The 12556-nt window shown below is 69.9% G+C and carries 10 protein-coding genes; 3 read left to right on the forward strand and 7 right to left on the reverse strand.

Translation table 11 applies throughout. The annotated features are described in order from the left end of the window. Positions 1-674: 674 nt before the first annotated feature. The 4 genes from fxsT to ACFQLX_RS22950 form a co-directional block, all read right to left on the reverse strand. Entirely contained in the window at positions 675-3611 is a 2937-nt protein-coding gene (fxsT, locus tag ACFQLX_RS22935; RefSeq protein ID WP_386418045.1) for an FxSxx-COOH system tetratricopeptide repeat protein, read from the reverse strand. A 47-nt stretch (positions 3612-3658) separates the two neighbouring features. Further along, complete coding sequence (locus ACFQLX_RS22940; protein ID WP_386418047.1) at positions 3659-4840, reverse strand: DmpA family aminopeptidase; 1182 nt, start codon at positions 4838-4840, stop codon at positions 3659-3661. 223 nt (positions 4841-5063) lie between these two features. Then, positions 5064-6137: a M23 family metallopeptidase gene (locus tag ACFQLX_RS22945; protein WP_386418049.1), complete on the reverse strand. Its 1074-nt coding sequence runs from the start codon at positions 6135-6137 to the stop codon at positions 5064-5066. 552 nt (positions 6138-6689) lie between these two features. After that, positions 6690-7100 carry a RidA family protein gene (locus ACFQLX_RS22950; protein WP_386418051.1) on the reverse strand — a complete coding sequence of 137 codons (411 nt, stop codon included), beginning with the start codon at positions 7098-7100 and terminating at the stop codon, positions 6690-6692. 77 nt (positions 7101-7177) lie between these two features. Here ACFQLX_RS22950 and ACFQLX_RS22955 point away from each other — a divergent pair, with 77 nt between their 5' ends. Then, positions 7178-7552, forward strand: a complete 375-nt coding sequence (locus ACFQLX_RS22955; RefSeq protein WP_386418053.1) for a winged helix-turn-helix transcriptional regulator — start codon at positions 7178-7180, stop codon at positions 7550-7552. A gap of 79 nt (positions 7553-7631) precedes the next feature. On the opposite strand, the gene ACFQLX_RS22960 is transcribed toward ACFQLX_RS22955, so the two are convergent. Both ACFQLX_RS22960 and ACFQLX_RS22965 read right to left on the reverse strand, forming a co-directional pair. Beyond that, positions 7632-8225, reverse strand: a complete 594-nt coding sequence (locus tag ACFQLX_RS22960; RefSeq protein WP_386418055.1) for a hypothetical protein — start codon at positions 8223-8225, stop codon at positions 7632-7634. A gap of 67 nt (positions 8226-8292) precedes the next feature. Beyond that, positions 8293-8865 (reverse strand): hypothetical protein, encoded by a 573-nt coding sequence (locus tag ACFQLX_RS22965; RefSeq protein WP_386418057.1) that lies wholly within the window; start codon positions 8863-8865, stop codon positions 8293-8295. A gap of 290 nt (positions 8866-9155) precedes the next feature. On the opposite strand from ACFQLX_RS22965, the gene ACFQLX_RS22970 reads away from it, so the two are divergent. Then, positions 9156-9398, forward strand: a complete 243-nt coding sequence (locus tag ACFQLX_RS22970) for a ribosomal protein L7/L12 (protein WP_386418059.1) — start codon at positions 9156-9158, stop codon at positions 9396-9398. A gap of 48 nt (positions 9399-9446) precedes the next feature. Then, positions 9447-9632, forward strand: a complete 186-nt coding sequence (locus ACFQLX_RS22975; RefSeq protein ID WP_386418093.1) for a hypothetical protein — start codon at positions 9447-9449, stop codon at positions 9630-9632. A 46-nt stretch (positions 9633-9678) separates the two neighbouring features. Here ACFQLX_RS22975 and ACFQLX_RS22980 read toward each other — a convergent pair whose 3' ends face one another. Beyond that, entirely contained in the window at positions 9679-12285 is a 2607-nt protein-coding gene (locus ACFQLX_RS22980; protein ID WP_386418061.1) for an excinuclease ABC subunit UvrA, read from the reverse strand. Between the last annotated feature and the right edge of the window lie 271 nt (positions 12286-12556).

Consider the following 12556-nt stretch of genomic DNA (forward strand, 5'->3'; position numbering starts at 1 on the left):
CGCGCTCCGCGCGACCGACGCACGGCGCTACGCGCCGTCCGGGCTGCGCCCGGGTGCTCTGCCGCTCCGCGGCAGGGGCCGCGCTGCGCGCGGCACGCCGCTTCGCGGCGTTGGCATTGGCCTCGCTCCGCGAAGCCAACGGCGCTCCGCGCCGTTGCCCGCTGCTCCGCAGCGGGGTGGACGGCTGTGCCGTCCACGTCGAGCGTGACTCCGTCACGCTCTCCTGCGGGCCTTGCGGCCCGGGGGCACCGCTTCGCGGTGCGGGTATCCGCAACTCCGTTGCGGATACGGCGGGCTGGAGGCCGAAGGTGGCTCAACCTGCCTAGTCCAGCAGTGTTTTAGGTACTGTCCCCGGGGTCCGTTTCAGCCTTCCGCTTTTGTGCTTGGCATCTTCACCGGAACACACGGTAAGTGAGGGCGAGGGGAGACGGCTGAGTTTGCTGCGGCCCCTACGGAGTTTCCCGAGTGGGTGCAAGTGTCATCGGGAAGTGGGAGCGCACCGGTCGAACACAATCTGATTGTTACTTTATGTAGCTGAGATGTGATCGCCAACAGGACTAGACCTATTATACGCGTGCCAGGTAGACCTGGCAGTGCCAGGGAGTTGGAAGTGGAGGGCGGGGAGGGGGTGGTTAGCAGCTCTACGCCCCTGAAGCGGTCGTAGCCGGCGCTCCCTACGGAGCGACTTCCTGCAGGACACGTTCCGCCCGCTCGCGGTCGGGGTGCCCTGCTGCATACCGGGACCCGTATATGGATACTGCCCTGCTGATGTCCGCAACGGCGCCCTCATGGTCTCCTGCGGCACGCCGGGTCAGAGTACGCTCGACCGCCGCATCGGCCACATAGGGGTGCTCACTACCCATGCACCGTTCAAACATGGCAACGGCCTGACTCAGCACCGACTCCGACTCCTCGTAGCAGCCCTGATCGCGCAGTAGGGCACCGAGCTTCGTCAGGCTGCCCGCCACATCCGGGTGGTCCTGAAACTCCTCCTTCCTCGCGGCGACAACCCTTCGCAGCAGTCCGTACGCCTCCTCCAGCCGCCCCGAGCGACGCAGGACCTCAGCAAGATGATTGTCGACATCGATCACGTCACGGTGATTCTCCCCGTAGTCAGCACCGTACTCAGCCATCAACAGCGTGCGTGCAGCGCGTAGTTCCTGCTCCGCCACGTCAAGGTCATTCAGCTCCCGGTTGATGATGCCAAGGTGCTTGTGACACGTTGCCATGTCGATAACCGGCGTGTCAGGCAGCGCCGAACGAACTTCCAGTGCCTTGCTGTAAGCATCTGCGGCCTCTCGGAGAGAGCCTCGCCGCCACAGGGCGTCGCCGTACGTTGCCCATGCTTCCGCGACAAGGGGGGACAGTTCACCTTCTGACTGCCGCAGGTTCTCAAGCACCTCCCAGGCGAGTTGCTCGGCATCCTCGAACGCGGTCAACTCCCTGAGGACTCGACTCAGATGGAGCTGCAACTGAGCCACGAAGAGGTCCGCCCCAGGCTCGCCCGCTGCCTCTGCGATGGCCTGCTCGGTCACCCGGCGCGCATCCCCCAACTCAGCCTGGTGATAATAGACACGACCGAGTGCAGCAAGCACCTTAGCCCTTGCCAGGCTGTCGGATTCCACCCGCGACGACTCCACATCAAGGGCCTGTTCCAGCATTCCCCGCGCTGGACCGTGTTCGCCCCGCAGGTGTAGATAGCGCCCCGCACGCAGCAGCAGCGATCCCAGGACTGCCGGGCAGTACTCCTGCAGCAGCGGGTAGTGCGCCGCCCGGGGCTCAGTGAGTTCCAGAACATGCGGCATGATGCGCTGACACGCCACCCAGGACGTCGGACTCAGAGGTTCCGCCGGATACGCCGCGCTTACCAGCGTCAGTGCCGAGCAGACCGCCCGGCGTTGCTCCTCGGGATTGATCATCTGGCTAAGCACATACTCCTGAGCCAGGCGGTGGATGGCGATGCGGTCCTCCGTGGCGTCGACCAACGACAACCTGACCAGAATTGCCACCACACGGTCGTACTCGGCGCGCGTGGCTGGCAGTCCCCCGCGCTCCTCGCCCAGGACGCCGATGTGACTGGGAACCAGGTCTCTGGGGATATCGTCCGGCGCTAGAAAGGAGAAAATGGAAAGCAGCGCCCGTACATGCGGGTTTTCGTCATTGGCTTGGTCGAAGCTGACATTCCAGGAAGTGGCCATGGCTGATGCGTACCAATCCGGGTCGAAGGTTACTGACATGTGGCTCGGTCCTTCACCCAGAAGTGCTCGGTAATCAGCCAAAGATGCACGGCGCTCCTCCACATAGGCACCGACGTACTCCAAGGCCAAGGGAAGGCCACCGAGCCGGACGGTGACATCCCGCGCCGCATCGCGGTCGGACTCCCGGGTGCGTTTGAGAAGAAAATCCACTCCGTCGTCGAGATCGAAGGACTTTAGCGAAATACGGGTCACGCCGAGCGATCCCCAGTTGGGGTTGCGCGAGGTGATCAGGACATCACCGTTATGCGCCCGCGGCCAGATCGTCGAGATATCCGGGGGCTGTTCGACGTTGTCGTAAACAAGGAGCCACCGGCTCCGCTCGCGCAAAGCGGCCCAGAGCCGGGTGAGCATCATCGCCAGGTCCGGGACCTCTTCCACCCCGAGAGCCCGGGCGAGTTCGGAGAGCTGGTCGATCAGTGACACGTGGCGTTCGGCGTTGACCCACCACACCACGTCGTAATGGCTGGCGAAGCGATGCCCAAACTCCAGTGCTGTCTGGGTCTTGCCGACGCCCGGCAGACCGACCAGGCCGCCAGCGTCAGGACGGGGTCCACCGTCGTCCGAGAGCAGACACTGCGCCAACGCGGCCAGGGTGGCGTCGCGGTCGGTGAAGTGCGGATTGCGCGGCGGAAAGTTGGTGGTGATAGCACCCCATGCTGGAAAATTGAGCCCGCCTGCGAGGAGCGCCACATCCGTCACCGCACCCCCAGGCCGCAGCCCCAACCGGTGCAGTCGCGTTACCAGCATGGATGCCGCCACCTCCGGTTCATGGGACGACAGGTCCAAGCAGGCGTCGCGGGGCAGTACGTCGAGCAAATTCACAGCCTCCGCCTGCCCGTCGCGCCACAGATCAAACGATCCATAGCGGATCCAGCTGATCGGCTCGCCCGCCTCATGAGCGGCAACCAGCCGATTCATCAAGTCGATATATCGGGATAGATCCCGGGGCGGAATCTCGGGGAGCAGGACGAGGACGCGGTCGGCGCCGTCCAGGAGCTGTTGTGTGAAGTGTTCCAGGCCGTCGCCCTGCGGCGGAAGGCCGCCCCTGCGCAGAACCGTGAGCCCCGCGCGGACCAACACCGCCGCCGTCCAGTCCACCCAGGTCCGGTCCCCGGGCACGGAGCAGAGGGCAACGGTCCTCTGCTCCGGCAACACGTTGTGTGCGGCGTGCGGATCGTCGGCATCGCTGGCTGCGGACGGGTCGCGATCGGTCACGGCGACCGCACCGAAATAGGTGATGCAGGCGGTCAGGCCTGTCGCGACAACCTGGGACAGGGACGGAATGTCGGCGAATCCCGCACCGACACTGGCGTACGAGGCGACTGCGCCACCGAGTGCGATGACCGAGGGCATCGCGAATCGTGCCACCCGACTCTGCGCGCCCCCACTGGATCTCGGAGTCACTGCGTCATCCACAGGCCGCGCCCGGAATGCGGACTCGGGATCATCGGCGCCGAAGTCGGTAGCAGCTTCGCGACCTCCGCGAGCGGGAGGGCCGGCACGTGGTGGCCCGCTCGGCCCGTCATCGGCTCGGCAGCGGTGAGGACATTGAGGACTGCCTCCTCGACCGCCTCGACCACGGCCGTGTAGAGGATGTCCATCCGGCCCCAGGGGATGAAGCGCATCGACTCGTACGGGGCGTTGGCACCATCCGCGCCGCCGTCGTCCGTGTCGTCGCCCGGTGGGAAGAGACTCGTCAGAGCCCCTTCGTTGGCCGTCGAGAATGCCAAGAAGATGTCGCCGGAGAAGTGGCTGCCCGTCGTACCCGTGCGGGCGAGCCCCAGCGGGACCCTCCGGGCGAGCGCTTTGCACTGCCCGGGCAGCAGCGGTGCGTCGGTGCCCACCACCACGATCACCGAACCGGCGCCGTCCGGCAGGGGCCGTCCTGCGTCGGGTCCTTCACCGCTGTCACCCGCGGCCTGTTCGCTCTGCGGCAGCCACCCACCCATCGGCATGCCGGCGATCACGAGTTCGCGCCGGGCACCGAAGTTGGCCTGGACGAAAGCCCCGACACTGTAGGTGTCGGCTCCGTACGCGACCTCGCGTGACGCCGTTCCCGAGCCGCCCTTGAATCCGTAGCAGCGCATGCCCGTGCCCCCGCCGACGTTGCCCTCCGCGACGGGTCCCGATGCCGCCGCCTCGATCGCCTCTGCGGCATGCGCGGGCCGCACCCGGTCGCCGTGAATGTCGTTGAGATGACCGTCCCAGGTCTCCGTGACCACCGGGAGCAGCCATTCAGGCGCCATATCGGTGCGGTTCTCGCGCACCCAGTCCACTACCCCGCGGTGCACCGGGCCGACCGCGTACGTGTTGGTGATCAGGACCGGAACCGCGAGCGAGCCGCTCTCCTCGATCCAAGTGGTGCCGGTCATCTCGCCGTTGCCGTTGAAAGAGTGCCAACCGGCAGCGCACGGCGTTCCCACTCCTGTGCGGCCACGCGGCAGGATCGCGGTCACACCGGTACGTACGTCCTCGCCCTCCTGCAACGTGACATAGCCGACCTCGACGCCCGGGACATCGGTGATCGCGTTCCACCTCCCGGCACGGCCGTCCAGCGGGATCCCCAACTCGCGTGCACGCATGCGTCCTTGAGCCATAAGCACAGACTCTACGAGGAGGGCCGCCTCCCCGGAAACCGCTCTGGGGTCCGCTTCACCGGGAGTGGGCGCGGGCGCGGTTCCCGCTGCCGGCCCGGCCCGTTGCGGCGCTGCGCAGCATGGACAGCCCCTGGGCTGCGGACTGTTGGGGTCCGGGGCCCAGGGGCTGCGTTCAGGTCCGGTGCTGAGGGGCGTGTCGGAGGCGGGGTCAGCTGGCGCGGTTGTAGATCGCTGTGCCGGGGCAGGCGGTGACGTCCAGGCGGGTGGCGCAGCCGTTGTACTGGGAGGAGCCGTTCCACCAGGTCCAGCCGCCGATGGTGCGGCCGTTCAGCCAGGTGTACTGGCCGTTGTAGTTGGCGTCGTACGTGCGCAGGCTCCAGTGCACGTGGGCGCCGGTCGCGGATCCGCCGGCGCAGAGGTCGGTGCCGATGGTGCCCAGGAGGGCGCTCTGGCCGATCGACGTCCCGTTGTAGTAGGTCGCGTTCGACATGTGGTAGTAGTCCGTGGAGAAGCCGCCGGGGTGGATCACCCTGGTCCAGCCGCCGCCGGCGCCGCACATCGAGGTCGCGGTGCCCTCCCGGGAGGAGCGGATCCGGCCGCTGGCGTTGCCGCCGGCGAAGTCGAGGCTGGACCACTGGCCGCTTCCACCGGAGGTGTGCGGGCCGCCGGTGAGGGTCATGTAGTAGTCGCGTGCCCAGGGCAGCAGCAGGCCGTTGGTGTTGGCGGCCAGCGTCCCCGTCGAGGGCGCCGGCTTCTTCTGCGGTGCCGTCTCGGCCCGGGCGTAGTCCGTCATGATCTTCCGCTCGGCCGCGCCGACCAGCGGGGAGCGGGCGACGTAGTCGGCGAACTCGCGGTCACCCTCAAGACCGGAGATCCAGCGTCCGTTCTCGCGGTGGGCGAGGTAGATCCAGCCCTCCGGCTGGCCGTGGTGCCCACGCGGCGCTTCGACGTAGGCGACACCGCGGGCCCAGTCGCGCGAGACGGTCCGGATGTCGATGACGACCTTGCGCCCCTCATCGGCGAGTTTGGCGGCGGCGGCTTTCGGGGCGAGTTCCTTGACGTCGTGGGTCCGGGAGAGGACGTCCGCGGAGACGGCGTCCGGCAGTGCGCGGTGGTCGGCGGCAGGGAGGTCGGCGGCACCGGTCGGCATCTTCACGGTGACGCCGGCCGACGGCGCCGGGGTCGTAGCCGTGGGGGTCGCGGTCGCGGAGGACGCGGTGGCGACCAGGCCGGCGACAGCGAGGGCGGCGAGGGCGGTTCTCGCGAACAGGGTGGAGGGCATGGGTGGTGTCCCTTCTCTACTCAGGAGGCGCTGGCGGGCACGCAGGGCAGGAGGGTGTACGGGACTGGGTCAGCGGCCGCAGGGGGAGGCCGACCGGTACGGACCCGGTGGCGCCCACGACGTGGACGCGGCCGTCGTGTCCCGGGGGGCCGTCTCCCGTGACCTGGACACAACTGCGGGCCCTGGGCACGGGAGACGGTGCGGGACTTGCGGATGCGGTGGGCAGCAGGCCGCTGCCCACCGGGGTCGACGCGCGTAGCTCATGAGGACGTGAGGTCATACAGGGACCTTCGTTCCGATGACAGGGCCAAGCGCACAGTCTTTCGATCCAACCGAATTATTGTCAATGCCCTGTCAAAAAGGGCGCGTTCCGCACACCCCGCCCCCGGCCGGGTCGACGGCAAGATCCAGGAGCCGCGCCGTCGGCCGTCTCCCAAAGTGATCCAGCACCAGTGGGCTGGTGTCGGTATCGCAAAGTCGCCCCTCTTCGAGGGTCTGGTTCGTTGCGTCGGACCGGGGGACGGGTGGTCGACGGGGAGGCGCCCGCCCGGATCAGTCCAGGAGTGCGGTCGCCTCGACCTCGACGAGGATGTCCGGCTCGAAGAGGTACTCGACGCCGATGAGGGAGGCCGGGGGCATGGGGAGTCGGAGCCCGATCTCGTCGGCGACGGCCTCCACGCCGGCCATGAAGTCGCCGATCCTTTCCGGGCTCCACCGGGTCACGTAGAACGTCAGGCGCAGCACATCCGCGAACGACGCCCCCGCGCCCGCCAGTCCGACGGCGGTGTTGCGCAGGGCCTGGGCGACCTGACCGGCCAGGTCGCCGGGCGCGACCGGGATCCCGTCGGCCTGGCGTGCGACCTGGCCGCTGATGTGGACGTGCTTCGTTCCGGTGCCCACGGCGATGTGGTGGTACGGGACCGGCTGCAGCATGCCTTCAGGGGTGAAGTGCTGGACAGTCATGGTTCTCTCTCCTCCGAAGTAGGTATCTGTAAGATATCTAGTAGGAGAAAGACACTTCAACGAGACCAGGTTTCGCCATGGATACCGACGATGGACTGCGCATCGATGCGCCCCACCGCGAGCTGCTCGACCAGATCCTCGACAAGTGGTCGCTCAGCGTTTTGAACGAGCTCTGCGAACGCCCGTGCCGCTTCAACGAACTGCGCCGGTCCATCCCCCGGGTCACGCAGAAGTCCCTGACCGCGACACTCCGGCGGCTCGAACGCAACGGCGTGATCGAGCGCGAGGTCCTCGCCACACGCCCCGTGGCGGTCAGGTACCGGATCACCCCCCTCGGCAAGACCCTCCGCCACCCCGTCGACGTACTGCTGGCATGGGCCGCGCAGCACATGCCCGCCGTCGAACGCGCACGTGAGGGCTTCGACACGCGGGAAGAAGAGGCCGTCCTTTGACCGTTCCCGGCTCCGCCGAGGCCGTACGCGAACTCCGCGCGGTCCACGCCAAGGGTCCGGCCTTCAGGATGGGACGATCTCACCGGCCGCCGGCGGTGCGGCGGCGGTAGTAGGCGACGGTGACCGCGGCGAGCAGAGGGCCCCACAGCAGCAGGGGGGCGTAGACGGTGATGGCCAGTACGCCCTTCCAGTGGTGGTAGTCCAGGGGTCCGTCGCCTCCGTGGATGTCGTCTCCGAACGGGTTGGCGAGCGCCGCCGTCGTCCACATGACCGTCAGGATGGCGGCGCCCAGGGCGGCGGGGATGACCGCTGCCGATATGGGGATCCGCCGGCCGCGCAGGCCGGGGATCCATCGGGGGAACACCTCTCCCCAGCGTGCGATGAGTCCGACGGCGGTGAACGCCAGGAGTTCGGAGAGGATCGACAGGACGAGTGCGTACAGCTCCATGGGCAGCCAGGCGGGGATGTCGCCGGAGCCTTGGTCGCCGCGGGCGATCGGTAGGTGGAGGGTGACCGAGGCGATCCGCCACAGGCACGTCGGCAGGACCGTGAGGGGGATGGCCAGGGCGGCGGTGCGTGCCCAGCGGGGGACGCCGGCGACGGGGGTGTGCGCGGTCGTCCAGGCGGTTCGCAGCCGGGCGGGCAGCGAGGGGGTGTCGGTGGGGCTGGTCACGGGGGGGTTCCTTCAGGGAGTGCGGTCGTCGAGGTCGCTTGGGTCGGACCGGTGTGCTGTGGTGCGGTCAGTGGTTGCGGCGGCGGTGGTAGCCGTAGGTGGCGAGGGCGAGGAGGGGTCCCCACAGCAGGAGGGGGAGGTAGCAGACGTAGTAGATCGCCGCCTCCCAACCGCCCGCCTGGGAGGGGAAGTCGGCGGGGGTGGGTTCGCCTCGCAGGGTGACGCCGGCGAAATCGACGGCCCAGGCGGCGGTCCACATGACCGTCAGCACCACGGAACCGATAGCCGCGGGGATCACGGCCACCCGCGTGGGCACGGTGCGTCCGCGCAGTTTGGGGATCCAGCGCGGGAAGCGTTCCCCCCAGGTGGCGACCAGCCCGACGGCGGTGAAGGCCACCAGCTCCGACAGGACCGACAGGAAGACGATGTAGGCCCGCTCACCCGGCGCGGACCCCTCGTTGAACGCCTCCGGGAGTCGCCAGAGGCTGGAGGGCAGGACCGTGAACGGCACGGCGTAGGCGACGAGTCGCATCCGCCGCGACACCCCGGGGGCGGGCTCGTGCAGCGCCCGCCAGGCGAGGCGGATGCGTCCGGGGCGGGCGGGGGCGGCGGGTTCTTCGACGTTCAAAAGCTGCTGCATGCGCGGTCCTCGGCTCGGTGGAGCGGGGTGGCTGACCCCGCTCAGTCGAAGATCGCAGCCGGCGGGATGCCGGGCATCGCTCCACGGGCCCGACCGGCTCCCCCCGGCGGCGGATGGAGCCGTACACCCCAGGGATGATCATGGTGGGCGCGTCGGGCGTCAGCGGCCCGCCGACCGGGGATGGCGGTGCACGGAACGCCGTGCAGACCGCCGCCTGGGCGTGCGTCGCGCAGTCGTGGGGTTCGCGCATGGAATCCGTACTAGCGTGCGCCGCCCTTGCGCTCGTTGCCGTGTCCCTCCTGGCGTCCCCGTCGGGGAAGGTCGTGAACGTCGAGCGGCGACTCGCCCGCCTGGAGCGGAAGATGGACCTGCTGCTCGGGCATCTCGGTGTGGAGGAGCCGCGGATACCCGGCATGGAGCGGGTGCACGAACTGATCCGGCAGGGCAGGAAGATCGAGGCCATCAAGGCGTACCGGCAGCTCACCGGTGAAGGGCTCAAGGAGGCCAAGGACGCCGTGGAGCGGATGAACTGACCAGCCGCGCCCGCCGTTTCCAGCGCCGCGACCGGCATCCGCCCGCCGATCCGCCGGCGGGCGCGCCGCCGCGAGTCGCAGGTCGCGCACAACCGCGCGCACGGCATCCGGCCCACGGCGCTGCGCAAGAAGAGGGTCGAGCACACGGTCGCCGCGCGCTACCCGCAGGCGCGGCACCCGACGGCCGGGACCTCGTACAACCGCCGGATGGCGGAGGTGCCGCGGGCCGCCTGAGCGCGAAACGCGCGCCAGGTCCGTACCGGACAGCCGGTCAGTGCGGTCAGGCGCCGGTGAGATAGGGGGACAGGTAGCGGGCGGTGGGGGTGTCGGTCTCGGCTACGTCCTCCGGGGTGCCGGTGGCGATGATCCGGCCGCCCTCGTGGCCGGCTCCCGGGCCCAGGTCGATGAGGTGGTCCGCCGCCGCGATCGTGCGCAGGTCGTGCTCGACGACGACGACCGTGTTGCCCGCGTCCACCAGCTTCTGGAGTTGGGCCACCAGGCGGTCCACGTCCGCGGGGTGCAGGCCCGAGGTGGGCTCGTCCAGGAGGTAGAGGGTGTGGCCCCTGGGGGCGCGGTGCAACTCGCTGACCAGCTTGATGCGTTGGGCCTCACCGCCCGAGAGCGTCGTCGCGGACTGGCCCAGGGTCAGGTAGCCCAGGCCGATGTCCTTCAGGAGGGTGAGGATGCGGGCCGCGGCGGGAAGGTCGGCGAAGAACTCCTCCGCCTCCTCGACCGTCATGGCCAGGACGTCCGCGATCGTCTTGTCCTTCACCGTCACCGCGAGGGTGTCGGGGTTGTAGCGGCCGCCCTCGCAGACCGGGCAGGCCGCCGTCTCCGTGGGCAGGAACAGCATCTCGATGCTCACCACCCCGTCGCCCAGGCAGGCCGGGCAGCGGCCCGCGGCCACGTTGAAGGAGAAGCGGCTCGCCGTGTAGCGGCGCCTCTTCGCCTCCGGCTGGGCGGCGTACAGCTTGCGGACGCTGTCGAAGAGGCCGGTGTACGTGGCGAGGTTCGAGCGCGGGGTGCGGCCGATGGGCTTCTGGTCGACGGACACCAGGCGGTCGATCTGCTCCAGACCGCTTGCCTCGGCGACCGTGACGAGGTCCTCGTCGGGCGCCCAGGCCCCCTCGTCGTCCGGTTCCGTCGGCCCCGTCGCCCCGCGGCCCAGGTCGCTGGCGTCCTCCTCCTCGTCGGCCGCGGGATCGACGCGCAGGTGGGTGCGTACGGTGTCCGCCAAAGCCCGCTCCACCAGCGTCGACTTCCCCGACCCCGACACCCCGGTGACCGCCGTCAGTACGCCCAGCGGGAAGCGCGCGTCGACCCCCTGGAGGTTGTGCCCCGCCACCCCGCGCAGGTCCAGCCAACCCCGCGCGGTGCGGGCGACGGCCGGGTGGGGGGCCTCGGGGGTGTGGGCGGCCAGGTAGCGGGCCGTCACCGAGTCCTTCGCCGTGGTGATGTCGTGGGCGGGCCCGTTGTAGAGGACCTCGCCGCCGTAGCGGCCCGCTCCCGGGCCCAGGTCCACGATCCAGTCCGCCGCCTCGATCACCTGCGGGTTGTGCTCGACCACGAACACGCTGTTGCCCGCCGCCCGCAGCCGCTCCAGCGCGGTCAGCAGCGTGGCGGTGTCCGCCGGGTGCAGGCCCGCGGACGGTTCGTCCAGGACGTACAGGACGCCGAAGAGGCCGCTGCGCATCTGCGTCGCCAGGTGCAGGCGCTGCAGCTCGCCGCCGGAGAGGGTGGCGGTGGTACGGCCCACCGCCAGGTAGCCCAGGCCCAGGTCGACCAGGTTGCCCAGCTGGGAGAGCAGGCCGCCGATCAGGGCCTCGGCGGCCTGGCGGCGGGCGGTGGGCAGGGCCTGGGTGTGGGGGTGGGTGCGTGCCGACTCCAGGAACGCCGCCAGCTGGGACAGGGGCAGCGCGTTGGCCGTCGCGATGTTCTCCCCCGCGATCGTCACCGCCAGGGCCTCGGGGTTGAGGCGCCGGCCCTGGCAGGTCGGGCAGGGCTCGTCGCTGAGGAACGCCGCCGCCTTCGCGCGCATCGCCGCCGACTTGGTGGTGCCGAAGGCGTGCAGCACCCAGGAGCGGGGGCTGGTGTACGTACCCATGTACCAGCCGTCGTAGTCCTCGCCCCGGTCCGGGTGGACCTTCACCGTCGGGTGCTCCTCGGTGAGCAGCAACCAGTCCCGCGTCGCCTGCGGCAGCTCGCGGAACGGCACGTCGACGTCGATGCCGAGGGCGGCGAGGATGTCGCGGTAGTTGCCCCGGGCCCAGCCGTGCGGCCAGGCGGCGACGGCGCCGTCGCGGATGGACAGGTCCTCGTCGCCGACCAGCGTCGACTCGTCCACCACGTGCAGCCGGCCCAGGCCGTGGCAGGTCGGGCAGGCGCCGACGGCGGTGTTCGGGGAGAAGGCGTCGGAGTCCAGCGGGGCGGCGTCGCGGGGGAAGGTGCCGGCCAGCTCCTCCGGGCCCCGGCCGGCGGGGTACGTACCGGCGCGGGAGTACAGCATCCGCAGCACGTTGGAGACGCGCGAGACCGTGCCGACGGTGGAGCGGGAGCTGGCGCCGCCGTAGGTCTGGCGCAGCGCCACCGCCGGGGGCAGGCCGGAGATCTCCCCGACGCGGGGGGCGGGGCCCTGGTCGATGAGGCGGCGGGCGTACGGGGAGATCGACTCCAGATAGCGCTGCTGGGAGGCGGAGAAGATCGTCCCGAAGGCCAGGGAGGACTTCCCCGAGCCGGAGACGCCGGTGAAGGCGACGAGCCGGTCGCGGGGGATGTCGACGTCGACGCCGCGCAGGTTGTGCTCGGTGGCGTCGCGGACGCACACCATCGAGTCGTCGAGGGGCTGCGGGTCGCTGCGTGCGGCGGTCCTCACGTCGGTGGCGCACATGGTCCGAGCATAGGTCGGATCATGTGGCTCGGCTTTTCGAGCGCGGGGACCTGCGCTGCCCGGGTCCGGGAGCCGGGACAGCTGCCGCACCCCGCGCGTCCGGCGTGCTCGGCATGGCTGGTCCGGGTGTCCTCCTCGACGCGGTACGGGACCCGCCAGGGGACGTGGCCCATCGCGTCAGCGGGAGTGCCTCGATCGTCGCGTCCGCGCGGGTCCGGGCGCGGTAGTGGAGGCCGAGGGGGCCGGCGCCGCCGCGTCTGACCCGCGCGGA

The sequence above is a fragment of the Streptomyces polyrhachis genome (genome assembly GCF_042663125.1).
GTDB lineage: Bacteria > Actinomycetota > Actinomycetes > Streptomycetales > Streptomycetaceae > Streptomyces > Streptomyces polyrhachii.